The organism is Methylobacterium sp. EM32, assembly GCF_040593685.1.
GTDB lineage: Bacteria > Pseudomonadota > Alphaproteobacteria > Rhizobiales > Beijerinckiaceae > Methylobacterium.
Window position 1 is genome coordinate 1 of record NZ_JBEXZS010000261.1, and the last position, 26,956, is coordinate 26,956.

General features: G+C 68.6%; 17 protein-coding genes and 6 pseudogenes. 17 read left to right on the top strand and 6 right to left on the bottom strand.

Annotation, left to right across the window (positions count from 1 at the left end; all coding sequences use genetic code 11):
• The 7 genes and pseudogenes from ABZT49_RS32045 to ABZT49_RS32075 form a co-directional block, all read left to right on the top strand.
• Positions 1 to 825, top strand: a pseudogene (locus ABZT49_RS32045) (hypothetical protein); the annotation flags it as partial.
• Between the two features lie 39 nt (positions 826 to 864).
• Complete coding sequence (locus tag ABZT49_RS32050) at positions 865 to 3,972, top strand: virulence factor SrfB (RefSeq protein WP_355292380.1); 3,108 nt, start codon at positions 865 to 867, stop codon at positions 3,970 to 3,972.
• 8 nt (positions 3,973 to 3,980) lie between these two features.
• Complete coding sequence (locus ABZT49_RS32055; RefSeq protein ID WP_355292410.1) at positions 3,981 to 6,653, top strand: virulence factor SrfC family protein; 2,673 nt, start codon at positions 3,981 to 3,983, stop codon at positions 6,651 to 6,653.
• Entirely contained in the window at positions 6,650 to 7,675 is a 1,026-nt protein-coding gene (locus ABZT49_RS32060; RefSeq protein WP_355292382.1) for a hypothetical protein, read from the top strand. Before ABZT49_RS32055 ends, ABZT49_RS32060 begins: the two co-directional genes overlap by 4 nt.
• Before the next feature lie 47 nt (positions 7,676 to 7,722).
• Complete coding sequence (locus ABZT49_RS32065; RefSeq protein ID WP_355292383.1) at positions 7,723 to 9,552, top strand: hypothetical protein; 1,830 nt, start codon at positions 7,723 to 7,725, stop codon at positions 9,550 to 9,552.
• Between the two features lie 40 nt (positions 9,553 to 9,592).
• Positions 9,593 to 10,150: a tetratricopeptide repeat protein gene (locus ABZT49_RS32070; RefSeq protein ID WP_355292385.1), complete on the top strand. Its 558-nt coding sequence runs from the start codon at positions 9,593 to 9,595 to the stop codon at positions 10,148 to 10,150.
• A 206-nt stretch (positions 10,151 to 10,356) separates the two neighbouring features.
• A pseudogene (locus ABZT49_RS32075) lies at positions 10,357 to 10,797 on the top strand (transposase); the annotation flags it as partial.
• Here ABZT49_RS32075 and ABZT49_RS32080 read toward each other — a convergent pair.
• Positions 10,723 to 12,382, bottom strand: a pseudogene (locus ABZT49_RS32080) (ISL3 family transposase). The pseudogenes ABZT49_RS32075 and ABZT49_RS32080 overlap by 75 nt on opposite strands.
• A 391-nt stretch (positions 12,383 to 12,773) precedes the next feature.
• Here ABZT49_RS32080 and repA point away from each other — a divergent pair.
• From repA to ABZT49_RS32100, 4 genes and pseudogenes are all read left to right on the top strand, one after another.
• The gene (gene repA / locus ABZT49_RS32085; protein WP_355292387.1) at positions 12,774 to 14,003 is read left to right on the top strand and encodes a plasmid partitioning protein RepA; all 1,230 of its coding nucleotides are present in this window, start codon (positions 12,774 to 12,776) and stop codon (positions 14,001 to 14,003) included.
• Complete coding sequence (repB, locus tag ABZT49_RS32090; RefSeq protein WP_355292389.1) at positions 14,000 to 15,010, top strand: plasmid partitioning protein RepB; 1,011 nt, start codon at positions 14,000 to 14,002, stop codon at positions 15,008 to 15,010. Before repA ends, repB begins: the two co-directional genes overlap by 4 nt.
• A 158-nt stretch (positions 15,011 to 15,168) precedes the next feature.
• Positions 15,169 to 15,531 (top strand): helix-turn-helix domain-containing protein, encoded by a 363-nt coding sequence (locus tag ABZT49_RS32095; protein ID WP_355292391.1) that lies wholly within the window; start codon positions 15,169 to 15,171, stop codon positions 15,529 to 15,531.
• Between the two features lie 65 nt (positions 15,532 to 15,596).
• Positions 15,597 to 16,136, top strand: a pseudogene (locus tag ABZT49_RS32100) (helix-turn-helix domain-containing protein); the annotation flags it as partial.
• 35 nt (positions 16,137 to 16,171) lie between these two features.
• Here ABZT49_RS32100 and ABZT49_RS32105 read toward each other — a convergent pair.
• Both ABZT49_RS32105 and ABZT49_RS32110 read right to left on the bottom strand, forming a co-directional pair.
• Entirely contained in the window at positions 16,172 to 16,750 is a 579-nt protein-coding gene (locus tag ABZT49_RS32105) for a hypothetical protein (protein WP_355292393.1), read from the bottom strand.
• A 91-nt stretch (positions 16,751 to 16,841) separates the two neighbouring features.
• A pseudogene (locus ABZT49_RS32110) lies at positions 16,842 to 17,606 on the bottom strand (transposase); the annotation flags it as partial.
• 1,108 nt (positions 17,607 to 18,714) lie between these two features.
• Here ABZT49_RS32110 and ABZT49_RS32115 point away from each other — a divergent pair.
• Entirely contained in the window at positions 18,715 to 18,864 is a 150-nt protein-coding gene (locus tag ABZT49_RS32115) for a hypothetical protein (RefSeq protein WP_355292395.1), read from the top strand.
• A gap of 186 nt (positions 18,865 to 19,050) precedes the next feature.
• Here the strand turns inward: ABZT49_RS32115 and ABZT49_RS32120 are convergent, their stop codons facing one another.
• On the bottom strand, positions 19,051 to 20,064 hold the full coding sequence (locus tag ABZT49_RS32120; protein ID WP_355292397.1) for a LysR substrate-binding domain-containing protein: 1,014 nt from the start codon (positions 20,062 to 20,064) through the stop codon (positions 19,051 to 19,053).
• 114 nt (positions 20,065 to 20,178) lie between these two features.
• Between ABZT49_RS32120 and ABZT49_RS32125 the strand changes: the two genes are divergently transcribed.
• Genes ABZT49_RS32125 through ABZT49_RS32135 form a run of 3 tightly spaced genes read left to right on the top strand, consistent with a single transcriptional unit; the run spans position 20,179 to position 22,725 of the window.
• Positions 20,179 to 21,414, top strand: coding sequence for an ABC transporter substrate-binding protein (locus tag ABZT49_RS32125; RefSeq protein WP_355292399.1), 1,236 nt, complete (start codon positions 20,179 to 20,181; stop codon positions 21,412 to 21,414).
• Between the two features lie 2 nt (positions 21,415 to 21,416).
• Positions 21,417 to 22,139, top strand: coding sequence for a nitroreductase (locus ABZT49_RS32130; RefSeq protein ID WP_355292401.1), 723 nt, complete (start codon positions 21,417 to 21,419; stop codon positions 22,137 to 22,139).
• Position 22,140: 1 nt separating this feature from the next.
• Positions 22,141 to 22,725, top strand: a complete 585-nt coding sequence (locus ABZT49_RS32135) for a DUF4863 family protein (protein WP_355292402.1) — start codon at positions 22,141 to 22,143, stop codon at positions 22,723 to 22,725.
• Between the two features lie 138 nt (positions 22,726 to 22,863).
• Here ABZT49_RS32135 and ABZT49_RS32140 read toward each other — a convergent pair whose 3' ends face one another.
• Positions 22,864 to 23,733 carry a LysR family transcriptional regulator gene (locus ABZT49_RS32140; protein WP_355292404.1) on the bottom strand — a complete coding sequence of 290 codons (870 nt, stop codon included), beginning with the start codon at positions 23,731 to 23,733 and terminating at the stop codon, positions 22,864 to 22,866.
• Positions 23,734 to 23,850: 117 nt separating this feature from the next.
• Between ABZT49_RS32140 and ABZT49_RS32145 the strand changes: the two genes are divergently transcribed.
• Complete coding sequence (locus ABZT49_RS32145) at positions 23,851 to 24,561, top strand: SDR family oxidoreductase (RefSeq protein WP_355292406.1); 711 nt, start codon at positions 23,851 to 23,853, stop codon at positions 24,559 to 24,561.
• 505 nt (positions 24,562 to 25,066) lie between these two features.
• Entirely contained in the window at positions 25,067 to 25,696 is a 630-nt protein-coding gene (locus tag ABZT49_RS32150) for a tyrosine-type recombinase/integrase (protein ID WP_355292408.1), read from the top strand.
• 624 nt (positions 25,697 to 26,320) lie between these two features.
• On the opposite strand, the pseudogene ABZT49_RS32155 reads toward ABZT49_RS32150, so the two are convergent.
• Positions 26,321 to 26,956 (bottom strand): annotated as a pseudogene (locus ABZT49_RS32155) (hypothetical protein); the annotation flags it as partial.

The following is a 26,956-nucleotide window of genomic DNA, read 5'->3' on the forward strand; positions in this document are numbered from 1 at the left end:
GCCCCCGCCCCCGGGCCGATGCCGCCGCCCTTGCCGGACGGACCGGTCCGGCGCCGGACCTGGCTCGCGCCCGTGCTGTGGCTCGTCTTCGTCCTGCTCTGCGGCATCCTCGGCAACCGGCTGCTCCAGGCCTGCGCCCTCGGGAGCGAGGGCTGGCCGGACTGGATCCGCCGGGTCCTGCCCGACCATTGCCCCGCCCCGTCGCTGGCCCTCGACCCGGACGGTACCGCCGTCCTGGCGGCGATCCGTGCCACCGACGACGCGGTGCGGGCCGCCGAGCTGGCGCTGACCCGCCGCGCGCTGACCTGCGACGCCGTCTGCCCGGTTCCGCCGCCGCGCCGGGCCGCGATCGAGCCGGCGCCGGCGATCCCGGCGGAGGTCGAGCGACGCCTGACCGGCATCGAGCGCGGCCGCAACGTCGAGCTGACCCTGGCCTGGGAGGGGCCGGCCGACCTCGACCTCCAGGTGGTCTGCCCCGACCGCTCGCGGATCTGGTTCGACCGCCGCGCGGGCTGCGGCGGCCGGCTCGTCGCCGACCAGAACCAGGGCGGCGGAAGCCCTGCCAGCCGACCGGTCGAGCACGTGATCTGGGACGACGTGCCCGCCCCCGCGGGTCGCTACGGCGTCGAGGTCAGCCTCTATTCCCGCCACGGCGAGGCGCGGCCCGAGGTGCCGTTCCAGGTCGTGCTGTCGCGCCAGGGCCAGGTGATCGAGCAGCGCGCCGGCCGCATCTCCGCCGAGCGCATCGGCCAGGGCGTGCTGACCTTCGAGATGCCGATGCCGTCACCCGCCGCCCCCCCGTCCCCGAGCGCAGCCGCTCCCTGACGCTCCCCCGCCCGCTCACGAGACAGTCCCGCACGCCCGATGTTCGTCGATCCCATCTCCTTCGGCCCCACGATCCGGCTCGTCCCCCATAGCGGCGTGCAGTTCGTGGAATACGCCTTCCACATCGATGCGGTCGGCCGCCTCTCCCGCCGCTTCGTCGAGCGCGCGGTCGCGGACGCGCCCCGGCCGGACGGGCGCCGGACCTACCGCCTGCTGCCGACCTGGAACGAGGACGATCCGGGCGGCGACGAGATCGAGAGCGCGCAAGGAGAGGACCGGGAATACGCGATCGGCGAGCGCGCCGCCCTCGAGATGTTCCTGGAGAAATGGACCCCGGTGCCGATGCTGCGGGTCAAGGCCGGCATCGAGGGCGGCGAGGAGCTTGATCTCGGGCCGACCAACTGGGCGCGGGTGCGGATCGTCGAGGTCGCCGACCGGGCGCCCGACAGCCCGATCAGCCACCGGATCGTCTTCGCCTTCGACACCGAGCTCATGGAGCGCCGCCCGAACCGGCCCTACACCGCGCCCTGTCTGGAGGATGCGGCGAACGAGCACGAGTTCCGCTTCGCCCACCGCTTCCGCGACATCGGCTGGTTCCTCGGCGCTGCCGGCGAGGACGAGGAGGCGCGCCGGCTCGCGGGCTTCCAGGACTGGGTGCCGTCCTGGCTCAACGAGCAGTTCCGCGAGTTCAAGGCGGCGCAGCGCCCCGACCGGCCGCTGCGCGACACCGACTTCCCCAACGCCCTCGAGCACTACGCCCGCTACCTCGTCTTCCTCGAATATCTCCAGCGGGCGGTGCGCCCGCGGGCGATCCGCCTCACCGACACGGTGACGGCCCAGCCGGCGATTCGCCCGGTCACGGTCGACCTCATCCTCGACATCGGCAACAGCCGTACCTGCGGCATCCTGATCGAGTCGCACCCGAACGAGGACCGGGTCGACCTGAACAACTCCTTCGTGCTGCAATTGCGCGACCTGTCCGAGCCGGAGCAGGTCTATACCGAGCCGTTCGAGAGCCACGTCGAGCTGTCCCATGCCCGGTTCGGGCGCGACCACCTCTCGCGGCTCTCGGCCCGGCCGCGGGCCTTCTTCTGGCCGAGCCCGGTGCGGGTCGGGCCCGAGGCGGGCCGGTTCCGGGAATTCGCCGAAGGCACCGAGGCGGTGGGCGGCCTGTCGAGCCCCAAGCGCTACCTCTGCGACGTGCGCCCGGTGAACCAGGAATGGCGCTTCCCCGACCGCGACTACGGAGCCGACGGGACGAGCCCGCTGATCGACCGGACGATCCGGCAATTCGTCAACCGGCGCGGCGACGTGATTGCCCAGCTCGACGCCGACAAGCGGCGCTACGGCATCCGGGTCCAGTCCGACGACCGGGTCGGCGCCTCGCGGCTCACCTTCTCGCGCTCGTCGTTCTTCACCTTCATGGTCGCCGAGGTGGTCTGCCACGCACTCTCGACGATCAACAATGCCGGGGTGCGCGAGCGCCGCCGCACCAAGGACGCGCCGCGCAAGCTGCGCCGCATCATCCTGACCCTGCCTCCCGCCATGCCGGTGCAGGAGCAGCGCCTGCTGCGCTCCCGGGCGGAAGGGGCAGTGACGCTGATCTGGCAGTTGATGGGTTGGGCCGACAATCCGCCGCCGGGGCTCACCCAGCCCGAGGTCCACGTCTCCTGGGACGAGGCGAGCTGCGTCCAGTTCGTCTACCTCTACGGCGAGATCACCCAGAAGCTCGGCGGCGCGGTGGACGGGTTCCTGCGCCTCGCCGGACGGCCGCGGCCCTTCGCGGAGCCCGACGCCCTGCCGGACCCGGCGGCGCGGCCGGAGCCCTCCTTGCGCATCGCCAGCATCGATGTCGGCGGCGGCACCACCGACCTGATGGTCACGACCTACTACGCGGAGGGCAACCGGGCGATCAAACCGGTGCAGAATTTCCGCGAGGGCTTCCGGATCGCCGGCGACGACATCCTCAAGCGGGTGATCGAGCGCCTGGTCCTGCCGACGATCGAGGCGGCCCTGCGGGCGGCCGGTCACCCGGATCCGCACGCCCTGCTGCTCGAGCGCTTCGGCGGCGACCGGGCCAACATGGCCGAGCAGGAGAAGCACCTGCGGCGCCAGTTCGTCTCGCGGGTGCTAGAGCCGATCGGACTGCGCATCCTCGGCGACGTCGAGGCCGGCGACGAGACGGTGGCGCGCCCCTTCGCCGAGTTCTTCCCCGAGCGCGGCCGGGCTTTGCGCCGCGCCCTTCCGCAGCAGCGCCTGCTCGACTTCCTCGAACGCCCGGCGCGCGCGGGCGGCGCGGCGGAGTTTTCTCTCGCCGGGTGCGTGTTCGAGAGCCGGGCCGACATCGTCGCTTCCTGCGTGGTGTCGACCCTCGATCTCGTCCTCGACAACCTGTGCGAGGCGGTCCACGCCCTCGACGTCGACGTGGTGCTGCTCTCCGGCCGGCCGTCGCGGCTCCAGGCCTTCGTCGACCTGCTGGTCGACAAGCTGGCGGTCTCGCCCGACCGGATCGTGCCGCTGCACCAGTACCAGGCCGGCACCTGGTACCCGTTCCGCGAGCGCGACAACCGGCGCATCGGCGACCCGAAGACCACGACCGCGGTGGGCGGGATGCTGTGCGCCCTGGCGGAAGGGCAGCTCACCAACTTCACCCTGTTCACCCGCCGCCTCGGCCTGCGCTCGACCGCCCGCTACATCGGCGAATTGGAGCTGAGCGGGCAGCTGCGCGACGCCGGCCTCGCGTTCCGCGACGTTGACCTCGACGCCCCGGCATCGGCCCGGCGCGAGGGGCCGGTGATGCGCGCGAGCCTGCGCTACTACGCGCCGATGCGCCTCGGCTATCGGCAATTGCCGGTCGAGCGCTGGATCGCCACGCCGCTCTACCGGCTGCGGATGGCGGCCGGCCAGGAGGTGACCGGCCTGCGCCTGCCCCTCGAGATCACCCTGGAGCGCAGCGGCGACGGCCGCCCCGACGACGAGGGGCCCGACGCCCTGATGCGCTCCGAGTCGATGAAGGAAGAGTTCGAGATCACGGCCGCCCACGACGCGGACGGGATCGACGTGCGGCGCAGGGTCGAGCTGGTGCTCGATACCCTGGCGTCCGAGCAGGGATACTGGCTCGATACCGGTATCCTGGCCCTGGATTGAGCGTGACCATGGCAAGCGAGACATCATCGAGCGCAACCCTCGGCACCAGCGCTCTGACGGAGGCCTGCCGCAACACGGCGGGACTCGCCGCCGAGGCCGAACGCTGGCTCTGCGACGAGGCCAACGCCGCCACGGTCGGGCGCGAGCGCGCCGACCTCGTCCGGTACGTCCGCCGCGCCGCCCACCGGGCCGGCCGCCTCGGCAAAGCCGCCGCTCGGCCGATGTGCGCCGGGGTGTTCGGGCCAAGCCAGGCCGGCAAGTCCTACCTCGTCGAGGTGCTGGCCCGGCCCGAGGACGGGGCGTTGCGTGCCCGCTTCGACGGGCATGCGCCGGTGGATTTCCTGGCCGAGATCAACCCGATCGGCGAGAAGGAGGCGACCGGGCTCGTCACGCGCTTCACGGCGGGGACCCGTGGCGGGAACACCCCGCCCGGGGCGCCGGTCCGCCTGCGGGTCCTGAGCGAGGTCGATCTCGTCAAGGTCCTGTGCAACACCTATCTGCACGACGGCGACGCGACCAAGGAGGCGGCCCCGCGCCCCGACGATCTCGCCGCGCTCACCGAGAGCCTCAAGGCGCAGGCCCGCCCGGGCGCGTCGCGCCTGACCGACGTCGAGATCGACGACCTCCGCGACTACGCCCGCGACCAGGCCCGCGGCACCCGCGCCCTCGACGATCTCGGCCGCTACTGGGACGAGGCGCGCACCCTCGCCGGCGGGCTCGACATCGCCGGCCGCGCCCGGCTCTTTGCCCCGCTCTGGGGCAGCCACACCGCCTTCACCGACCTCTACCGCCGGCTCACGGAGGCGCTCGAACGCCTCGGCCATCCGGAGGAGATCTTCGCGCCGCTCACCGCCCTGGTGCCCCGCGAGGGCAGCATCCTCGACGTCGCGACGCTCGCGGGCCTCGGCACCGGTTCCGGCGACGCGCTCACCGTGCAGGGGGCCCATGGCACAGGCGTCGCCCTGCCCCGGGCGGTCGTGGCGGCGATCACCGCTGAACTGACCATCGCCATCGCCGACGCACCGCGCCCGTTCCTGCACGAGGCCGACCTCCTCGACTTTCCCGGGGCGCGCAGCCGCCAGAAGGTCGACCTCGCGCAGTTCCTCGCAGGCCAGCCCGACGCGCTGAAGGAGACCTTCCTGCGCGGCAAGGTCGCCTACCTGTTCGACCGCTACGTCGCCGAGCAGGAATTGACCGCGATGCTGCTCTGCGTGCGGCCCTCCAACCAGGAGGTCGTGACCCTGCCCGACCTCGTCGAGCGCTGGATCGCGCTCACCCACGGGCCGACCCCGGAGGCGCGGGCCGAGCTCCCGAACCTGCTGTTCCTGGTCCTGACCTGGTTCGACAGCCACTTCGTCGACAAGGCCGGCGATGCCGGCCAGGAGGCGGGCCTGCGCTTCCGTAACCGGATCGAGGCCTCGCTCACCGGCTTCTTCGGCAAGGCCCATGCCTGGCCCCGGCAATGGACGCCGGGTGCGCCGTTCCGCAACGCCTACTGGTTCCGCAACCCGAACTACCCGGCTGAATCGGTGATCCGCTACGACGGGCGGCGCGAGGTCGCGTTCCTGCCCGAGAAGCAGGCCCGCATCGCCGAGTTGCGCGACGGCTTCGCCGCCCTGCCGGAGGCGAGCGACCATTTCGCCGATCCGGTCCGGGCCTTCGACGAGGCGCTTCGCCTCAACGACGGCGGCGTCGGCTACCTCGTCGAGAACCTGTCGCGGGTCTGCCGGCCGGCGCTCAAGGCGCAGCAGATCGCCTCGCGGCTCGAGGCGCTGCGGGCCGAACTGCGCGAGCGGCTCGCCCGCTTGCACGTCGCCCTCGACGTCGAGGCGCGGCTGGCCGAGCGACGCGAGGCGGCGGGCCAGGTCTTCGATGCCCTCGATGGCGTGGTGGCGGCGGGCCGGTTCGGCTCGCTCCTGCGGGCGCTCACCATCGACGTCGCCACCCTCACCGACGCCCTGCAGGGGGCGGATGCGCTGGCGCCCGAGGCGGCCGCACCGGTCGCCGCCCCGCGCATCGCCCGCCCCGGCGCGATCACCCGGCCGGGGGCGGTGCCGGCACGCGCCGCACCCCCGGCCCCCGCCATTGACCGGGAGCGGTCCCTGGCGCGGGCGGCGATCGCCGCCTGGACCGGGCATCTGCGCCGGACGATCGAGGCCGAGGCTTTCATGCGCCGCTTCGCCGTGCCGGCGAGCGCGATGGAGGTCTTGGTCGGCGAACTTGTCACGCTCGCCCGCCGCGCCGATTCCGAGGGGGCCATCGCGGCCGATCTCAGGGCGCTGGCGACGGTGGAGCGGGCGGAGCAATCCTCGATCAAGCTGGCGCTGATCGCCGCCACCCGCCTCAACCGGCTCTCCGGCGATCTTGGCTTCGACTTGGTGCCGCCGGCCGGCGAGCGCCCGGCGATCGAGGACGAGGCCGGCACGCGGACCGCCTTCGCGCCCCGCCCGGTCGCCTACGACGCCCGGGCGATCGCCCGGGACCCGGCGAGCTTCGCCCATACCTACGCGACCGACTGGTTCCACGGCTTCTACCGCGTCGTCGAGGACAACGCGATGAGCGCGTCGGGCGTCACCGTCGACCTCGCCCAGAACGCCCGCATCGGGGCGATCCTGGCGGGCTTGGTAGCCCGCGAAGGCCTGCACTCCCACTCCCCGACTCACGGCAACCCACGCGCATGACGATCCGCATCACCGAGGACGAGACTGAGGACGGCGGCTACGCGCTGATCGAACTCGGGCGCCCCTTGCGCACGCCGCTGCTCTCGTTCCGCCGCCAGGACGTCGAGCCGCGCCACCTCGGCGCGGAGGGCTGGCAGCCGGAGGTCGCCTGGCTCGCGCCGCTCTCGGTCACCGAGCGCGACGGGGGTGCGGTCGCGCGCTTCGGACCGAACGTCGTCGGCCGCATCGAGGAACTGGTCCCGATCGAGATCGTGGCACAGGACGGCACCTCGTTCGGCATCGTCTCCTGGCCATTCATCACGCCTGCGCCCACCGGCGGGGGCATCCTCGCCGCCCCGCCCACCCTGAAGCCGGATCCGATCACGGTCGAGGTGGCGGATCCTGGTCCTCTCTCGATTGGGGAGCCGACGCAGCCGGAACCTGGGCCTGAGCCAGAGCCTACCCCGCCCCGCGAGCCTCGCACCCCTCCCGATGGCTTGTCCGTGGCCCAGCCGCGCCGTCGGATCTGGCCGATGATCGCGCTGCCGCTGGTCGTCCTCGCGGCGATCGGCGGGGCCTACGCTACCCGGGACGAGCTGTCGACCTGGCTCGGCCCCCGCGTCCCGGAGACGGCTGCGCCGCCCGCGATCACCGCCGCTCCCGCTCCGGAAGCGCCGCGCCTCTCCGCCGCCGATCTGCGCCAGCGCCATGCCCGCCTGATCGAGGAGCGGGCGGCGCCGGCCGCCTTCGTGGCTTTGGGCGAGACCGCCCTCGCCTCCCGGCAGGGCGCCGCCGCCTTCCGGGCCTTCGAGGAGGCCGACCCGGCCGCCAGCGCCGACGCGGCCTGGCAGCTCGGGCGCTTCTACGATCCCGGCACCACCGACGGTCCCTATCGCGACGCGGCCCGGCCCGACACCGCGCGGGCGGCCTACTATTACGCCCTGTGGCGCAGCCGCTCGCCCCGCCACACCGACGCCCTGCGCGGGCTGTGCGAGGCCCATGCCGGCCGCGACGACCGCCTGCGGGCGTTCTGCCGCCCATGATGCCTCTCGTGGCGCGCCGCGCTCCCCTTCTTCCGATCGGCTTCCCGATGCACGCCGCCCCCCTGCACCCGCTGCCACCGGCCCTCCGGGTCCGGCAGCTTGCCACCGCGCTCGCCCTCGTCCTCTGCGGGCTCGTCCCGTCCCTCCTGCCCGTCGCCGGGGCCGAGGCGGCGGCGCCCGGGCTCGCGCTCCAGCAACAGGCCGTGCGCAGCAGCGCCGTGACCGTTCCGCGCGTCGCCCTGCTGATCGTGTCCCAGCCGGCCGCATCCGGGGCCCGGACCGCCCTCGCCCATGCGGACGAGGAGGCCTACCGCAAGCGCCTGCGCGATCTCGGCTTCGAGGTTTGGACGATCGGCGCCGCCGACCGCCCGCTCCTCGACCGCGCCCTGCGCGACGCCGCCGGCCGCCTGCCGGAGGAGGCGCAGGTGGCGGTGTTCGTGCTGGGTCCGAGCCTCGGCGGGGCCGACGACCTCTACCTCGTGCCGGCGGACGCGCCCGCCGACGCCGCTCAGCGTCCGGAGATGCTGGAGGCCGAGGGTCTGCGTCTGAGCGACCTCCTGCGCCGCATCGCGCGGCGGCGCCCGCGCGACCTCGTGGCGGTGGTCGACGAGTGCCAGCCGGCGCCCGGCGGGCGCTGCGACCTCGACGCGGCGGCGGGCCCGTCGGGCGCCAGCCTTATCGGGGCCGAGCGGGCGGCGCGGCGGGGAGGATCCGGTACCCCGCTCGCCGGGCGCGCCTCCCTGCGCGAGCCGATGCTCGCTGCGATGGCGCAGGAGGGCGAGACCTTCCTGCAATCCTACGCCACCTTGCGCCGGGGGCTCGCCGACAGCGACCTCGAGCCGCGGGCGAGCGGCACGCTCTCGACCTCGTTCGCCTTCCTGCCACAGGGCTTCTTCTCCGGCCTGCGCACCGACTGCAACCGCATCGACCCGAACGCCGAGCCGACCTCGCTGCGCGGCCAGAACCTCGACCCGGCCTTGCGCGCCTGCGAGGCGATGGTGGCGACTTACCCCTACGCCCGCACCTTCGAGGACCGGCTCCAGGCGGGCCGCGAGCAGCGCGCCTACCAGCGCGCCACCGCCTCCTGCGAGGACGGCGCTGCGATCGCGGCCTACGCCGCCGCCTACCCGGCCGGCCGCTTCCGTCCCCTGGTCGACACGTTCGGACTCGATTGCGGCCGCGCCCGCGAGCGGCAGGACGAGGCGCGCCGGCGCCAGGAGGACGAGGCGCGCCGCCGCCAGGACGAGGAGCGGAGCCGCCAGGACGAGGCGCGGCGGCGCCAGGAGGAACTCGAGCGGCAGATGGCCGAGGCGCGGCGCGTCCAGGAGGAGCAGCGCCGGCGCGACGAGGAGCGGCGCCAGCAGGCCGCCCAGCAGCGCACCACCATCGGTAGCAACGCGGGCTGGACGCTGAACTACTCGACCGCGCTCCTTGAGGTCTCGCCGCTGATGAACGACCAGTACGACCCGCAGAAGGAGAGCTACACGACGATCTGGTACTCGCGCCAGCACGGCCAACAGGTGATGATGTACGTCCAGGTCAGCCCCAACCAGCGCTGCGGCAGCGCCCAGCAGTTCATCACCGAGCAGATCCGGCCCCGCCGCGGCCAAGTCACCCGGGCGCAGGAGGTGACCTCGGCGCCCCTGCGCACCGGCTTCGTCCTCGAGGGACGCGGCACGGCGATCGCGCAGGGCAATTTCGACGACCGCAGCTTCTACGATTTCGCCTCGGTACGGCGCGACGACCGCAGCACGATCACCAATGTCGGGGGACGCTTCCCCGCCGAGTACGGCGAGCTGTACCGGGCCGAGCTGCTGCGCATGATGAACTCAATGCAGCTGCCCAACCGTGACATCTTTGCCAATCGCTGCGGCTGAGGCGCTGGAGGAACGAACGATGCGCGGAGCCTCGCCTCTGATGATCGTCGGCCTCGCGGCCTGCTCAATCCTCGCCGCAACCGTCGGCGCCCGGGCGGACGCTGCCCAGGATTGCCGGACCGGGATCCCGGACGCGCGAGTCGGTGGCTGCAGCCGCCTGCTCGCCGAAGCCCGCACGGCGCGTCAGCGGGCGATCGCCCTCGACGGGCGCTGCTGGGCTCACATCGACCGCACCGCCTTCGCGGAAGCTGTGCGCGACTGCGACGCCGCGATTCGCGCCGACGATCGATACCCTTACGCCTTCCACAACCGAGGTGTGGCCTATGCGGGCCTGCAGAATCCGAGCGCCGCGATCGTCGACTTCAACCGGGCCCTCACGATGCGACCGAACTTCTTCAATACCTTCCTCAATCGGGCGAAGGCCTACGTGGCTCTGGGCAACACCCAGGCGGCGATGCGGGACTACGAGGAGGTGTTGCGCCTGAAGCCGGAGAACGAGGAAGCACGCTCGGCTCTAGCCCTGCTGCGCGGAGGTGCGCTTATGCCGTCGCCGGTGAACGCCGCCAACTCACTCTGCGGTACCCCCGGATGTACCTGAACCAGATATTAGTCGCGATTGATTGAATAAGAAGAGATATATTTTCTCAAATTTCGACTCAGATCAGATTTGCATGCTAAGACTATACTTGACGCTGCTCGTTCATTCGGGATGAGGTATCGCGACCCGGTTCTGTCTAGCACTGCCTGGGCACTTTGAGGTGGTTTTGTGCGTTGCCCTGCTAGCTGGATCAGCAGGAGGCGGCCATGAGCGAGGATCGTGTCGACGCAGTAGACCTGGACGCGTGGCTGGCGCCGTTCCTGACCGCGATGGGCCGCAAGACGCCGCGGCACTGGGCGCCGCTCTACCTGCGCGGCCTGCTCAAGCCGGGTGATCGCAAGAGCCTGCAGCCGATCGCCGAGCGCCTGGGGCTCCCCGGGCATGACCAACTCCAACACTTCATCGCCTGCACGGCCTGGGACGATGCTCCGCTCTGGACCGAACTGGCCCGCCAAGCGGACCAGATGCTAGGCGGACCCGATGCGCTCCTGGTGATCGACGACACCGCCCTGCCCAAACAGGTGGGGATTGAGATTGCCCCGTTTCTGTGGTTCTTGCTCACTTTGCGTGGATCAGGCGGCCAGAACCATGCGGCGCTTCAGAAGATCGAAGCCTGCCCGTCCGTAGCACTGGCGCTTGATGAGCTTGAGACGGTTGACCTGGCCTTCAGCCTGGCCGCTACTCCAGGGCTCCTCCAGAGCAGCCCGAACGGCCGCGATGTCCGCCTCTAATCCTGAGGCGAACATCGCAACCGCAGAAGCCTCACAGGTCCGGGCCTTCGTGATCCAAGCCTCGATGTCTGCAGCGGCGTCCTGATCATCGGCCAAGGGCTTGCCCTTCCCGGCGGCGCGCACGAGTGCGGTGAAGCGGCGGGCCAGTTCCGTGACGGCCCGCGCGGTGTCGTCCTGCTCGACGCGGCTCACCACAGCCGCTTCGCTCTCATCCAACACCGAGGTCGGCTGCACGAGCAGCCACGCCAGCTGCCGTGCTGGCGGCAACAGGGCTTCCGATCCAGGCGGCTCCGAAGCGGAAGCCTTGGCACTGCGGGCCTTGCGGCCTGATCGGACCGGCCTCGTTCGGCGCTCGGCGACGAAAGGATGCACCTGCCGGTTCGTCCCCGGGTAGCCCCGTTCCCGGATCTCACGCCACGGGGCCATCGCGTTCTCGCAGCCCTCGTCGATCCGTCCCGCCAAGTATGCGACGTGCGGATCAAGCAGGCTCGGCCCGGCACCGTGAGGCAACCGCGCCGGGAACGCTTCGGCGCTGGCATACTTGCGTACCGTCGCACGAGCCAGCCCCAGGGCACGGGCGATCGCGAGCAGGGGCTCCCCGCCGGCGTGCCGACGGCGGACCTCGTCGTAGACAACCTGCCATCGCATCCGGCTCTGTGCCCCCGCTTCCAACTCCGTCCTAGAGCGGACAAAGGCGCGGTTGCGCCGGGCGGGACGAGCGGTCGAGCCAGGGAGGAGCGGCAGGCTGCGCAACCGGGCATGGGCACCGTGGAGCCAGCGTTCGACGGCCTGCCGCATGTTGGTGAGCAGGTGCCAGCGATCGGCGACCTGTTGCGCCTGGGGAGCGCCGAGGCTTGCGCCTCGGGCGTACTCGGTCGAGCGATCCCGGGCGACGAGTTCGACGCCGGAGTGCCGTTCGAGCCAGCCGGCCACCGTGGGTGCCGTGCGATCCGGGAGGAGATCGATGACGCGGTGACGGTCGAGGTCGACGACGATCGTGCCGTAACGGCTGCCCTTCCGGATCGCCCAATCGTCGATGCCGACCCGGATAGGAGCCGGCGTGTCGGGCATCGGCATGCGGGTGACGAGCCGCAGCACGGTCGCGCGGCTTGCCGGCATGTGGAGGTGCGCGAGAAGACGCGCGCCGCCTGCACCGCCGCAGGCGAGGCCGAACCTGGCCTGCGCCTCGCCAAGCCGCCGCGTACGCCGGGCGTGCGGTGCGAGGAGGTCCGTAAGGCGTCTCCGCGAAGGTGCGGCGTCGGCAGGTCGGGTTGAGGCAGTAGAACCGCCGCACCTCGATGCGGAGCCTGGTCTGCGATGTTGACAGCGGCAGATCGGAGGGATGGCGGTGGTAGCGGCTATGGACGGACCGGCTCGCATGCCCGCACGCTGGGCAGCAGCCTGTGGCTGCGTCCAGTCGCACCGGGACGACGAGGTGATCGTCGTGTCGTTCGACGAGATGCGCAACGCGGCACTCGGGGATGGCGAAGGGAATGTTCATGCCTCCCACGATGGGGAGGGCGGATCAGACCATCATCGGCCCGAGGCGATCCACCACCATCCACGCAAAGTGAGCAAGAACCACAGAAAACGGGGCAATCCCAGGATCACCGCACACTACCGAGCAACGACCGGGATCGCAGGGGACAGCTCGGACCGACGCTGTCGCGTCCGCCCTCCCCCACTGCCAAGTCAGCCCTATCTGACCTGGTCACGACTCACAGTCTGCGCGCGCGATTGTTTCGACCTGCCTTTGGTTCCTCCACGCCTGGGTCTGCCGAGAAGCTTGTGTGAGGCTTGCATGGGACTCGACTCTTGTCCCGAATCGGTCTCATCTCGCCGCTAGCGGTGGTATGGCGTGATCTGCCGATTAACCGCTAGCGAGAAGGGTCATGAACCAGCACATCCTCGTGGATGGCGCCGAAGCGCAGTCCAATCAGATCGCGGCGAGCCACGCTCGGCTCCTGGGTGGCAAGCTGCAAGATCTCGCGGTTGGTTTCTATCCCCCAACGGCCGAAAAGACCCTGCGGCGGTTCTCGGCGGGTGAGACGGCTCGTCTCCTCGGCATCACCGAGGTGCGTCTTCGCCAACTCCCCTTCGACCGGATCACGCCAGATCTGGAGATCGGGCCGGCGGGACGTCGCTATTTCACACTCGCCGAAATCCACGCGGTCCGTCGACACCTGCACGAGATCGACAGGCTCGGACGGGGCTACATTCCCCATCGCGACCCCGAGAAGGGCGAGCACCTTCAGGTCATCGCTCTGACGAATTTCAAGGGCGGCTCGGCCAAGACGACGCATACGGCCGGGCTGGCGCATTACCTGGCTCTTCATGGTTACCGTGTGCTCGCGATCGACGCGGATCCGCAGGCCAGCCTGTCCACGTTGCTCGGCGTCCGTCCGGATGAGAGCGGACCGACGATCTACGACGCCGTCCGCTACGGCGAGGGCCAGCGCCCGATGCGTGAGGTGATCCGCAAGACCTACTTCACCGGGCTCGACGTTGCCGCGGCGAATCTCGAGCTGGAGGAGTTCGAGTTCTACGCGCCGCTCATGTCGAGCCCCGAGCGACGCAAGTCGGGTGGCCCTCCCTTCTTCGCCCGGCTTCCCGTCGCGATCGAGAGCGTTGCCGCGGATTACGACGTGGTGGTGATCGATTGCCCGCCGCGGCTCGGCTATTTCGCGATCTCGGCCCTCTGCGCCGCCACGGCGACCCTGATCACCGTTCATCCGCAGATGATCGACCTGGCGTCCATGCGCCAGTTCCTCACGATGATGAGCGATCTGATGGAGACAGTTCAGGAGGAGGGCGCTCCGCCCCCGGCCCAGGACTGGTTCCGCTACCTCATCACCCGATACGATCCGCAGAGCGTGCCGCAGACCTCGGTCGTCGGAATGCTCCAGGATCTGTTCGGGAGCTACGTGCTGCCCAAGGCGATGCTCCAGACGCCGGCGGTGTCGACATCGGGGCTCGTCGGTCAGACGATCTACGAGACGCCCCTCGGAAAGGACCGCAGCGACGAGGTGAGCCGTGCCACCTATCGACGGGCGCTCGATGCATTCGACGACGTCAATCGGGAGATCGAAACGCTGATCCGCAATGCGTGGGGGCGGGCATGAGCAAGAGCATCCGCCATCTGATGGCCCGACCCGCATCGGAACTCGTGAAAGTTCCTGCATCGTCAACGGAATCAACGACTTCACCCCCCTTACCAACTGGTAATCCCCCCTCCCCTCGCCGCACCGGCGCCGCCCGCTCGTTCGGCGCTGCGTGGCAGGCTCAGGAACAGGCGCGGGCTGCCGCCGATGCTGAGCGCGACGGCAGCGTGGTCGAGCTCGATCCGGCGCTCTGCGACCCCTCCGCGATCGCGGATCGGGTTCCCGATACGACCGACGCAGCGTTCGACGCTTTCGTCGAGCGGATTCGCGAAGAGGGCCAGCGCAGCCCTGCCCTCGTGCGCCCGAAGCCCGGCGAGCCGGGCCGCTACGAGATCGCCTATGGTCGCCGCCGGCACCGGGCGGCGCGGATACTCGGGCGCCCGCTGCGCGCCCTCGTGCGCCCGCTGAGCGACACCGAGCTCGTCATCGCCCAGGGGTCGGAGAACCTCGCGCGGGCCGATCTGAGCTATATCGAGCGGGCCCACTTCGCCCGGAACATGGTGCAGGCGGGTGTCACGCGAGACGTCATCGCGAAGGCGATGGGCATGCAGGCGACCCATCTCTCAAGCCTGCTGACCGTCGCCGAAGCGATTCCCGCTTCGGTGCTCGCGACGATCGGGCCGGCGCCCAAGATTGGCCGGCCGAACTGGCTCACCCTGGCCGACCGGATCAAATCCGCTACGCCCGAGCAGATCGATGCCGCCCTCGCCTCCCCGGACCTGTCCGGCAAGACGTCGAACGAGCGCTTCGCCGTGGTGCTGGCCGGTCTCACCGTGGCACCTAAGGCGGCGACAAGGCCGAGGGCCGAGACGTTGAAGGATGCCAAAGGCCTGAAATTCGCTCGTGTCGAGCGCAGCACGTCGGGCGTGCGCGTGACGACCGACGAGAAGAGCGAGCCCGGCTTCGGCGACTATCTGGCCGAGCGGCTGCCCGAGATCCTTGCCGCCTACCGGGCGAGCAAAGCGTAACCAACTCCGCCACCCCGAACTAAAAGGAGACGAGGACACCGCAAAAGAAAGGGCCCACCGAACCGAAGTCCGGAAGTCCCTCTCTGTCTCTCGCAAATTCAGAGAATCACTTCTCCCGGCACATCGCAAGGCTGAACAGCGCCATCCGCGAATTATTCGTGGCGGCGAACGCTCTATCTTTGCCCGGTGCTCGACCACCGCATGCTCCACATCACGACGCCCTTCGGCGGCGACCGTTGACGGTTGCGCAAATGAAGGCGCACGCGAAGGCGAACGGCTGCCTGCGCGAAACCAAGGTCGAGAAATGGGCCGTGCTCCGCGACATCACCGAGGCCCGTGCTCAACTCGACCTCTCCGCGCCCAACCTGGTTGTCCTCGACGCGGTCGCGACCTTCCTGCCCGAGAGAGCGCTGCAGATGGGAGACAGGCCGGCTCTCGTCGTATCTCCCTCCAACCGTTCCCTCGTCGTCCGAACCAGAGGGATAGGAGAGGCAACCATCCGTCGACATCTCGCCGCCTAGTCGACGCCGGCATCATCATCCGCTGGGATAGCCCGAACGGTAAGCGCTAGTGCCGCCGCGGCCCGGCTGGGACGATCACGCAAGCCCACGGCTTCGATCTGTCCCCGCTCGTCGCCCGCGCAGCGGAGTTCGCGAGCCTCGAAGAAGTCGTACGGGCCGATGCCCTCGCCTGTCGCATCGCCCGCGAGCGGGTCACGCTGCTTCGGCGGGATTGCGTGAAGCTCATCGTGGCCCTCGAAGAGGCCGGGTATGCTGTTGGGGCAGGCCCATCGGTCAGAGCCCGTTACAGCGCCGCAATCTGCGCCCTGCCCCGCTCCCCGTTTCGGGCCGATCTGACCGCCGTCGGCGACGTGCTCGCGGGTTTGGTGAGCGATGTGGGCAAGCTGTTGTTCGCGCATCAAGAATTGGTGGAATCAAGCGGTAGTGCCGATCAGGATGAGCGGCACATACAGAATTCAGGTGCAGAGTCTTTTGGTTATGAAGGGGCATCCGGTGTGGAGAGGAAGGTTGCCTCAAAGCTCGAACCGCAAACGAAACCGTTGATCGCAATCGACAGCACCGGCAACGGAGGCCAACGACCCGACCTCCCGGTTCGAAACATCTAGCCTCTCGGTCTCATCCTCAGCTCGACTTTGGCCATTCATGCCGCGTTGCAGAGGGCGTAGGCCCAGGGCGGGGGTAGAGCGAAGCGAGGTTTTGTTCGGTGGCGTCGGCGCCGGGATGTTGCCAAAGCCCGCTCGCGCCAGAGCGCGCGGCGCACGCCGGCTAGCGCATCCGAGAAGGTGGGTTGCGCTATTGGGTACCAGGCTGCCAGCGCCTTCTCGCGGCGCTCGCGCGCTGGCAGCCGCGCGGCCAGCAGGGTGACGATCGAGAACAAGGCGAGCAGGCAGGGCGTGGTGCGGGCGATGGCCTTGTCCGACCACTGGCGCTGGGTCTCGACGCCGAGGTGGGTGCGGGTCTCCTGGAACGTCACCTCGACGCTCCAGCGTCGTACGAACCAGGTTAGGATCTGCTCGGGATCGCGGGAGAGGTCGGTGCACAGCAGCGCCTGAGGCGCGAAGCGGTCGTCGGGATCGCGCACCAGGACCCAGTGGATCGGCACCACCGGCAGGCCGGCATGGCGCCACACCGCCGTCGCGGAGGCGACCTCGAGCACGCGCTCGCCGACCCCGTACCAGCCCGGCACCGTGCGCCGATGCCAGTCGGTCTCCTCGGCCATGAGGACCTGCGCCAGGGTCGGGCGCCGCGCTCCTTTGGTGCGGGGACGCCCAATCGTGCCGGGCCGGCGGGGCGGGGCCGGATCGTAGAGTGCCGCGTTCAAGGCGCAAGCGGGTGATGACGCTCACGCCGCCGCAGCTCAGAGCGTCGAGGAAGGCGAGCGCCGCAAAGCCGCTGTCGGCCACCAGCACGAGGTCGCGCCCCGGCAGCCAGCGGCGGGTCTGGAGGACGAGTTGGCGCCCGACCGCGAGCAGGGGCTTGTGCCGGCGGCCCTGCTCGCGGCAGGCGCGCTCGGAGGGGACGAGGGCGGTGAGGAACGGTAGCGCCCAGACCCGTCCTGCCCAGGGGATGGGCGCCAGCAGCATCAGGCTGAGCCAACGAAGGCCGCTTGTCTTGACGAAGTGGCTGTCGGAGGAGCGCACCGGATCGCGGTAGATGCCGCGGGCTCCGATGCACTTGCCCCAGCGCCGCTCGATCGTGTCGTCGAGGCCCAGTACCACGGGTCCGCGCGGCGCGAATGCCGCGACCAAGTGCCCAAGCAGGATGCGGGCGCCGGCTCGAGGCGACCATGCAGCGCGGTTGAGGACGCGATGGAAGTTGACGAAGCGGCGCTCGTTAGCGCGGCCCATGATGCGCAGCAGGCTGGCGACCGTACGCCGACCTGGGGCCAGAATGGCGCCGACAAGCAGGATCCGGGCGTGGCACCAGGAGCGGTGGACGAAGAGCGGCGCAAAGGCCAGGATGAGCCCGGCGAAGCGGGCGGGCAGGCCGGGCATGGCGGTGTCTCTTGGTCGAAACAGCGCCAGCCTACCCGTCACGTCCGCTTCGTCACCCCATCCAGACCGCTCCCGACACATCGCCAAAAATGGCCAAAGTCGAGCTTAGCGCACCTCACAAAACTCCCGCCGCGCTGTTGCTGCCACAGACAGCCGCGACGGTGACCGGGAGTTTTGTGAGAGACACTCAGATCGGGCTTGCTGCGGTCGTCACCGGTGCGGCCAGTCGGTCCATAGGATCGGACGGTGGATGCCCGGAGGGGAATACCAGCTGGTAAGGGGGCGAAGTCATTGATTTCGTTGAGTCGACGAATTCTCGTCGCCCCGAACCTTGTTTGCCAATCGGGGTAGCACCTGGCCCTTACACCTGTGCAGACATAGATTCGGACGGCACTCGCCAGCGTCAAGGTGCGCTGCGGTTTCTCACGCAGGCAGTCCACCGTTATGACCCAGACGCCGACACGGCCGCACGGGGCGGCGATGCCGCTGGGCACTCACCCGTGAACCTTCGCGCTCTCCGGGCGGCCAGCGGGGAGTGAACGCTGAACCCGGACTCACCATCATGCCGTGGCACTGGCGCCTGCCGTGGGTGTCGATCGCTACCAGCAGCAAGTCGAGCAGACCGCAGCCGATCTTCGCCAGAGCGGGTACCGGAGGGGGAGGGGGGATGTGACGATCTTCGCTCACGCCGCCAGGTAGGGCAGTCGAGGTCGGCACCGAGCGGCTGCAGGGTGCTCCTGCCTGTGCCGAGGCGGGCGAGGCGCTTGACGGTCTTGGCGTTTCCGCCGGCGAGGGCACGACATCGCGCTTCCGCGCGAGACGCGAGTCCGAGAGGATATCTTGCATCGTGGGCGTGGGCTGCGGCCAGGAGCCGCTCGACGCAGGTATCCTGGATATTCTCGACGCTAACCTCGCGATCGACCCTCAGGAGTTCCTGAAGCGAATGTCCGAAGCGCGATAGCGGATCAGGGTCCTAAGTGTCGGTCGTGCCGGGTACGTAAGCGGCTGAATGCCGTCTGGCGTTGGCCCGGACCGGCGGGGGCGAGAGGGGAGGGGGCACCGATGCCGCGAGAGGATCTGATCGATCTAGCATCGCGGCTGGTGCGGACCGGAAGCTCAGCTCGATCCGGACGGTCTCCACGTAAACGCCAAGCGTGAGCCCCGCCTCGACCCGGAACAGGTGCGCGACATGCAGGGGGTTCATCCGGGCTCGCTCGGCTTGGCCTATGGCGAGTATTCCGACACCGGACGCGAGGCGGTCGTCTCGGTATATCGCCGCACGCCGGTCTTCGAAGAGGACGTCATCCAGGCGTGCAGCGTCATCCGCGCTTCCCGCTGACCCCAACGTCACTCGTGTGCCGGGTTGCGGATGCGGGGGGACACGCCTGATCCACTCGCCGAACGTCAGCATCCGGAGACCGCCTCTGTCGCTCCGCGTACGCCCGGCGCAGGCAGGAGCGAGCCAGCCCGTCGCGGCGACCTCGGCGTCGCATCATCGCCGAGCAGAAGACTTCCGCGATGAGCGTCAGTCATCCCCGACGATGTCGGCAACGCCTCGACTGGCGCGGAACAGGACCTCGCGAAGCCAGCTATGGGCCGGATCCTGGGTCCACCGTTCGTGCCAGACCATCTGCACGGTCATCGGACGCGGGTTCCAGGGTGGCGTGGATGCGCGCGCCACGCCGGCTGCCTCGAAGGCTCGCGCCAGCGAGGCCGGGACGATCGCCACGCGGCGCGACTGCGCGATGAGGCTCGGCACCGCCAGGAAATGCGGCTGGAGGACAGAGAGGCGAGGCACCAGGCCCGCCGACTTGAACGCCTGGTTGAGGGCATCGCGATCGAACATCTCGGTCTGCCGCGTCAGGCCGCGCTCCGAGAGGTGTCCGTCCGGCACGCCGTCCTCGCTCCCGCCGACGGTGACGACCACCAGCGGATCGCGGGCCAGCGTGCGGATGTCAATCGCGCCTCCCACGTCCGGATGATCGGGTGCGGTGACGAGGACGTCGCGGTCCTCGAACAGGGTCCGGGCGTGGAGGCGGTGCGGGATCTGCGAGAACAGGCCGACGGCGATGTCGATCTGGCCGAGATCGACCTGCATGGTCAGATCGATCCGCGTCGCGGGCCGGATCAGGATGGACGCCAGCGGCGCCTTCGTCTCGACGATCCCGACCAGGGAAGGGGCGACGACGGCCGTGACGTGATCGGTCGCGGCGAGCCGGAACTGCCGCGTCGAACTCATCGGGTCGAAGCATTGCGGGCCGATCGCACCCTCGATCGCCGTGAGTGCGTCGCGTACCTGTACGGCGATGGCCAGTGCCCGCGGGGTCGGCTCCATGCCCCGCACCGTCCGCACGAAGAGGTCGTCGCCGATCAGCGTCCGCAGGCGACGCAGGCCGTGGCTCACCGCCGACTGGCTCAAGCCCAGGGACTGGCCGGCCCGCGCGACGTGACGCTCGCGCATCACCGCGTCGAAGAGCCGGATCAGGTTCAGGTCGAGCCGGTTCAGGATGCTCGCCCGCGCCCCGGCATTCCTCGCCATGACCGCCCCCTCGTTCCGCGCGATGAATGCCAGTCATAATGAGATTGGCGAACTTGCACTTCCGCAAGAGTCACCCAGCCGGGCATCGTTCCTCATCCTCGAAGGGAACGTGCCATGCCGGTTGCGCTCGCCCATGCCCGACGCCTCCTCAAGGGGGGATCGCTGGCCCTAACGGGCCTCTGGCTCGCCCTCTCCCCGGCCGCCGCGCAGGGCGGGCCACCGGTGAAGATCGGTGTCCTCACCGACCTCTCGTCGCTCTACGCGGACAACGGCGGCAGCGGCTCGGTCGTCGCCGCGCGCATGGCGGTCGAGGATTTCGGTGGTCGTGTCCTCGGGCGCCCGATCGAGGTGGTCGCCGCCGACCACCAGAACAAGACGGATGTCGGCGCAGCCCTCGCGCGCCGCTGGCTCGATGCGGACGACGTCAAGGTCATCGTCGACGTACCGAACTCCGCCATCGCACTCGCGGTGCAGGACATCGCCCGCGAGCGCGGCCGGATCTTCCTGGCCTCGGGGGCGGCGACCTCGCGGCTCACCGGAGAGGCCTGCTCGCCCACCGGCATCCACTGGACCTACGACACCTATGCGCTTGCCCAAGGAACCGCGCGTGCGGTCACCCGACGCGGCGGGAAATCCTGGTACTTCGTCACGGCCGACTACGCGCTCGGCACGCAGCTCGAGGAGGACAGCCGGCGGGTGATCCAGGCGGCGGGCAGTCGCGTGCTCGGCTCGGTGCGCCATCCGATCGGCAGCCAGGACTTCTCCTCCTACCTCCTGCAGGCGCAAGGGTCGGGGGCGCAGGTCGTCGGGCTGGCCGATGCGGGCGGCGACCTCATCCTGGCGCTCAAGCAGGCGGCCGAGTTCGGGATCGTGCAATCGGGCCAGACCCTGGCCGGCCTGCTCGTCTTCATCGCCGACATCCACGGCCTCGGCCTGGCCGCGGCGCAAGGGTTGATCCTGAGCACCGCCTTCTACTGGGACCTGGACGACGAGACCCGGGCTTGGTCGCAGCTTTTCGTCGCGCGCACCAACAAGGTGCCGACGATGATCCATGCCGGCACCTACGGCGCGGTCACGCACTACCTCAAGGCGATGGCCGCCGCGAACACGGATGACGGCCCTACCGTCGCGGCGCAGATGCGCCGGATGCCGGTGAACGACTTCATGACCCGCGACGGCCGCATCCGCGAGGACGGGCGTCTCGTGCGCGACATCTACCTGATGCAGGTCAAGGCGCCGGCCGAGAGCAAGGGACGCTTCGACTACTACAAGCTCCTGGAGACGATCCCGGGCGAGGAGGCGTTCCGGCCGCTCTCGGCCGGCAACTGCCCTTTGGTCAAGCGGGGGTGAGCATGTCGGATCCCGACCTCGTCCAGGCTTTCGACGGCGTGATGAAGAACCGCTACGCCAACCGCTTCTTCACCGATCGGCCCGTTCCCCACGACACCGTCCACGCCATCCTAGAGGCCGCGCGCTACGCGCCGAGCGGCGCCAACACCCAGCCCTGGCGGGTCCACGCCCTGGCCGGCGCCGCGAAGGCCCGGATCTGCGCCGACATCCTGGCGACGCACGCGCGAGAGGCCGCGCAGCACGCCTCGGAGTACACCTACTACGCGCCGGACCTTCCCGACCGGTACCAGGATCGCAAGCAGGAATTCGGCCGGGTGTTCTACGGCGCGCTCGGCATCGCCCAGGACGACGCAGCCGGACGGGCGGCGCAGACCGCCAGGAACTATGAGTTCTTCGGCGCGTCGGTCGGCCTGATCGTGACGATCGACCGGCGCCTGGAGACAGGCAGCTGGATCGATCTCGGCATGTTCCTGCAGAACGTGATGCTGGCCGCCAAGGTGCGCGGGCTCGACACCTGCCCGCAGGAGACGCTGGCGAAGTACCACAGCGTGCTGCGCCGTCACCTTCCCATCGCCCCCGAGGACATCGTCGTGTGCGGCATGTCGCTCGGGTTCTGCGACACCGCGGCGGCTTCGCGCCGCGGCGTGATGGATCGCGCGCCGGTCGAGGCCTTCGCGAGCTTCCACGGTTTCGAGGCGCCCCCGGCGCGTGACACGGGAGAGTAAGATGGACGGACGCGAGCAGCTGATCGAGCGGAGCATCCCCTTCCTCGACGAGGTCAAGAACATGACCGCGGGCCCGGAGGTGGAGCGCTGGCTCAACGAGACCTACGGACCCGGCAGCGCCCTCTACGAGGACCTGTCTCGGCTCATCAAGCAGGGGGTCGAGGAGGGCTGGGCGGCCAACATCGAGGTCGGGGGGCGGCGCTACCGCCGCAGCCGGCTGTGCGACCCGACCGAGCGGACGCTGAACTTCAGCATCACCGCCGTCTACATGGACAGCCAGGACGGCCGAATGGTCATCGACGACCACGACGAGGAGCCCGGCGATGCGCAGGCGAGCTTTCGCGGCGATTACCACGGCCATCCCTACGGCGAGCTGAACATGGTGGTGCCGCTCGACGAGACGGCCGTGCTCGCCGGGCCGAGCGGCTGGTGCCACGCCGGCTGGACGGCGCCGGGGCCGGGCAGCCATCACTACCCGGAGGTCAAGGGCGGCGCGCTCATCGCCCTGTTCTTCCTGCCTGCCGGACGCATCTCCTACGACGTGAAACCGCCGGTCGAAGCGGAGACACGGCCGGGTCGGCCATAAGGGATGGCGGCGCTTGCGGGCTCGCACCCGGTGTAAGCCCGCACCTTCGACATCGGTCGATCCGGCTGCTCCGCACGTGCCTGGAGAGCCGGATCGATACGCCTGCACCAAGATTATACTTGTATTCATCCGCCGATGTCATTGAAAGATTTTATCTGGATTATATTCAAATATATTGGACTCTCGTTCAAATATTGCAAGGATTCCATCCGCGACGACGCGAATCGCTCGGTCGTCCCGGTCGCGCCTGCGGGTCAGCAGAAAGATGTCCTTGCTCGCGGGCACCGGTCCCAGATCGCAGATCCTCAGGAGCGGGTCGCTGCGGCCGATGTAATGCGGCAGGAGCGCCAGTCCGGCGCCCGATCTCGCGGCCATCGATTGCGCGAATTGGTCGGCCACTCGAAAGGCGAGACGTCCGTGCGGGAAGTGTCGCGCCATCCAGGTCGCTTCGGGCAGATAGGCATCCGCTTCGTCGAAACCGATGAAGACCGGATCCGCTCCCGCCTGGACCGATCGGCAGGCGTCCTCCGTTCCATAGAACCCGTACCCGACGGTCACGAGCCGTCGTGCGAGGACATCACCATCTTCGGGCTTCCCGAAGTGGATGGCGATGTCCGCCTCATGCCGCTCCAAGCTGACCGAGCGGTGGTTGGCCGCCAGTTCGATGTCGATCTTCGAATGCCGCGAGACCACCGTCGCCAGGCGCGACGTGAGAAAGCCGGTCGACAAGGCCGGCGGCGCGTTGATGCGGACCAGGCCGCTGGGCGCTCCACCCATCAGGCCACGACCTAGGATCTGGGCTGCTTGCTCCATGTCGCTCGCGGCTGCGAGAGCCTGCGCTCCGGCCGGCGTCAGGACGTAGCCATCGGCCCGCCGCTCGACGAGCTTTTCGCCCACGCTCTCCTCAAGGGAGCGGAGCCTCCGCGCGATCGTTCCGTGGTTCACGGACGACCTCCGGGCTGCGGCGGACAAGCTGCCGTGCCGCGCGAGGGCCAAAAAGATTCGCACGTCCTGCCAGTCGATTTCTGTGCGTTTTTTATCAGCATTGATCGAAAATAGCGAATTTTTTCGCCCACGACAGCGCCGTACAGGCTGACCATCGAACAGACAGGAAGAGGTTCAGCAATGTCGGATATCAGAAAGGTCGCGATCGTCACCGGCGCCTCCCAGGGGCTCGGCGAAGGCATCGTGCAAAGCTTACGTGCCCGCGGCTACGGCGTGGTCGCCACCTCGCGCAAGATCCAGCCCTCGGTCGATCCGGACGTCGTGACGGTCGCCGGCGACATCGGCGATTCCGCCACCGGGAAGCGCGTCGTCGCTGCAGCCCTCGAGAGGTTCGGCCGTATCGATACGCTCGTGAACAACGCCGGCATCTTCATCGGCAAGCCCTTCACCGACTATACCGAGGAGGATTACCGGCTGAAGCTGCGGACCAACCTCGACGGATTTTTCTTCACGACGCAGCAGGTCGTTCCGGTGATGCTCAAGCAGGGCAGCGGTCACCTCATCCAGATCACGGCCTCGACCGCCGAATTCGCCAGCTCGCGCGCCCCGGCTATCATCGCGATGCTGACGAAGGGCGGCCTGAACTCGGCCACCCGCGCCCTCGCGATCGAATACGCGAAGCAGGGCATCCGGGTGGACGCGGTCGTCCCCGGTGTGATCATGACGCCGATGCGCAACCCGGCACACTCCGAAGCCCTGGCGGCCTTCCACCCGATGAACCGCGTGGGCACGGTCGAGGACATCGTCCGCGCCGTGCTGTACCTCGAAGATGCCGCCTTCTCGACCGGCGAGATCATGCACGTCGACGGCGGCTTGATCGCCGGTCGCTGATACGATCTGGCGAGAGCGTCCCGCGGTGCTCTCCCGACTGAGGTGCGCGCCGGCGACTTCTCTCGCTCTCGTTCAGCAGGACATGTTTATCGCTAACTTCGAAGGGTTGATATCGAGCGTCGAGCGAACTTTCAGGCAGCATTTGTTGAGGGTTCAAAAGTAGCGCATACTGAAAAGGCGGCATACTAGCTGCGGACGCTGTCAATATTTCAGTCGGCAGCCGCCTGCATGTCCGTTGAATACATGGTTATAGTACGCCGACGCATGGTCACGTACCCGCACATAGTTGCGGGCGTACCCGCGGAGCGGAAGGGGAGGGACCTGGGCGGTCGGTCAACGGCGGCAAGAGTGCAGTCGCCTTCATCGGTGCACTATCGGGTCCAAGGTGCCGGATCAGCTTCCATGGCTCTCTTGTCGGCTTTCACAGAACCATACCGCCATCAGAGTTCGGCTCAGCGGCATCGGCAGACGTCTCCTGACTTGCTCCTCAACCCAGGAGCTTGTCATGCAGGAAACCTCAACCATTCCGTCTACCACGCGTGTTCCTTGGAACCGTGGCCGTATTGTCGGACCGAAACCACCCCTGAAGCCCAAGCACATCTGGGCCTTGCGAACCCGCCTGCAGCTCGCCAACCGTACGCGAGACCTCGCCCTCTTCAACCTTGCCGTCGTTAGCAAGCTGCGTGGGTGCGATCTCGTTCGCCTGCGCGTAAGCGACGTTCACCTCGGCGATGCGGTGCGTCTTCGAGCGACCGTGTGCCAGCAGAAGACCGGAAGACCGGTGCCCTTCGAGATCACCGAGCCGACACGCGAGGCGCTCGTGGATTGGCTGGCTTCGCGCAGCTTACGGGCGGGCGACTGGCTGTTCCCGAGCCGCTCTCGGCGTGGTCAGCACCTCACGACGCGACACTACGGTCGACTGGTTGACCAGTGGGTCGCCTTGATCGGCCTGGACCCCGCAGCCTACGGCACGCACAGCCTACGGCGAACGAAGGTCGCACTGGTCTACAAACGTACTGGCAACATCCGTGCCTGCCAACTGCTGCTTGGCCACACCAAGCTGGAGAGCACGGTGCGCTACCCCGGCATCGAAGTCGATGACGCGCTGATCCCGTCTGAGCAGACCGAGATATGAGTTGGGCGCCGCGGTCGGATTGACCGCGGCGTATCAACGAGGAGTTTTGCTCCCATGGTTAAGATGACCCAAAGCGGCCCCTCTCGGCCGCTATAGGGAACGACCGTTCGTAAGGGTTTTCCAGACATTCAATGCCGAGGCCGAGATATATTTTTTGACATTCACCACGTCACTATCCTCTAGCATCAAGCTCGTCAGCGCTGACGGCCCTTCGGGCTTTCTGGCAGCGATCGTCATTCTGGACAACTAACCCCGATCAACGGAATGACCGCTCGGGGTGCATGCTGAGCAAAAAAGCAGGTGCACACTAGAATTACAGAACAATTTTTTACACGGTGGTCGACCGGGCACCCTGAACGATGGTCTGGATGCCGTTGGGGCCCCGACAGAAGCCCTACGCCGAGCGTTCGCGAGAAGATACTTCTGCCACCCTCGCGTTTTCACACTGCCCTGTTCGAAAGCAGCTCCTCAACCCGTGCCTGCCATCGTCAGAACCGTAGGACGCTTGTGACGGCTCTGGTTGTCAAATAGCACCGTAACGGAACCACCACATCGGCTTTCAATCGCAGTCTAGTATTGCGAAAGGGTGATATGGACGGCCGAGTCAGGTTGCCATCATACCATTTATGCCTCTAGCTTGGCCTTGAACAGGTGAATGTTGGCTCCTAGCCAATCGGCAACAGACAGAGCCGGACGCCCAAGCAATTCTGACAATGTGCAGGTTGTCTCTGAGAGAACTGATTGTTGAAACAATCGGTCGAGACCGAGTAGTAGATCTGCAACCATCTCGTTGAGCCCTGAACCGATGAGGAGCTCGCGGTGTTCGGCAGGGGTGCGGTGCTGGTATGAAATTGTATGCCCGAGCAGGCGCGACAATTCCTCTGCAACTTCCGGCATGGTCACGGCCTTCGGGCCAGTGAGATGGTAGGCTCGCTGGGAATTCAGGTTCTCCTGATCTAGGATTGCGAAACGTGCAGCCTCGGCAATGTCGCGCGTGTCGATGAGGTTCACGCGACCCTGACCCGCAGCTCCTCCCCACGTCCCAGCGGCAACCGGGGCACCTGCTCGAGCCAGAATGTCGACGAACGAACTCGGGCGCAGGATGGTGTATCCGACATCAAGAGTCGCCAGATGCGCTTCGATCTGCATGTGCCAGTCGAACGGTGAACCGCCCCGGGTTTCCCGGAGGCTCCAACTTCTGAGAGGATGGAGCCATGACGAAGCGAACAACCCCTTTTTCCCCTGAGGTGCGCGAGCGTG

Bases quoted from the DNA above. Each gene is read 5' to 3' on its own strand.
- ABZT49_RS32050 (WP_355292380.1), top strand. From the start codon at position 865: ATGTTCGTCGATCCCATCTCCTTCGGCCCCACGATCCGGCTCGTCCCC.
- ABZT49_RS32055 (WP_355292410.1), top strand. From the start codon at position 3,981: ATGGCAAGCGAGACATCATCGAGCGCAACCCTCGGCACCAGCGCTCTG.
- ABZT49_RS32060 (WP_355292382.1), top strand. From the start codon at position 6,650: ATGACGATCCGCATCACCGAGGACGAGACTGAGGACGGCGGCTACGCG.
- ABZT49_RS32065 (WP_355292383.1), top strand. From the start codon at position 7,723: ATGCACGCCGCCCCCCTGCACCCGCTGCCACCGGCCCTCCGGGTCCGG.
- ABZT49_RS32070 (WP_355292385.1), top strand. From the start codon at position 9,593: ATGATCGTCGGCCTCGCGGCCTGCTCAATCCTCGCCGCAACCGTCGGC.
- repA (WP_355292387.1), top strand. From the start codon at position 12,774: ATGAACCAGCACATCCTCGTGGATGGCGCCGAAGCGCAGTCCAATCAG.
- repB (WP_355292389.1), top strand. From the start codon at position 14,000: ATGAGCAAGAGCATCCGCCATCTGATGGCCCGACCCGCATCGGAACTC.
- ABZT49_RS32105 (WP_355292393.1), bottom strand. From the start codon at position 16,750: ATGGCCGAGGAGACCGACTGGCATCGGCGCACGGTGCCGGGCTGGTAC.
- ABZT49_RS32115 (WP_355292395.1), top strand. From the start codon at position 18,715: ATGCAGGGGGTTCATCCGGGCTCGCTCGGCTTGGCCTATGGCGAGTAT.
- ABZT49_RS32120 (WP_355292397.1), bottom strand. From the start codon at position 20,064: ATGGCGAGGAATGCCGGGGCGCGGGCGAGCATCCTGAACCGGCTCGAC.
- ABZT49_RS32125 (WP_355292399.1), top strand. From the start codon at position 20,179: ATGCCGGTTGCGCTCGCCCATGCCCGACGCCTCCTCAAGGGGGGATCG.
- ABZT49_RS32130 (WP_355292401.1), top strand. From the start codon at position 21,417: ATGTCGGATCCCGACCTCGTCCAGGCTTTCGACGGCGTGATGAAGAAC.
- ABZT49_RS32135 (WP_355292402.1), top strand. From the start codon at position 22,141: ATGGACGGACGCGAGCAGCTGATCGAGCGGAGCATCCCCTTCCTCGAC.
- ABZT49_RS32145 (WP_355292406.1), top strand. From the start codon at position 23,851: ATGTCGGATATCAGAAAGGTCGCGATCGTCACCGGCGCCTCCCAGGGG.
- ABZT49_RS32150 (WP_355292408.1), top strand. From the start codon at position 25,067: ATGCAGGAAACCTCAACCATTCCGTCTACCACGCGTGTTCCTTGGAAC.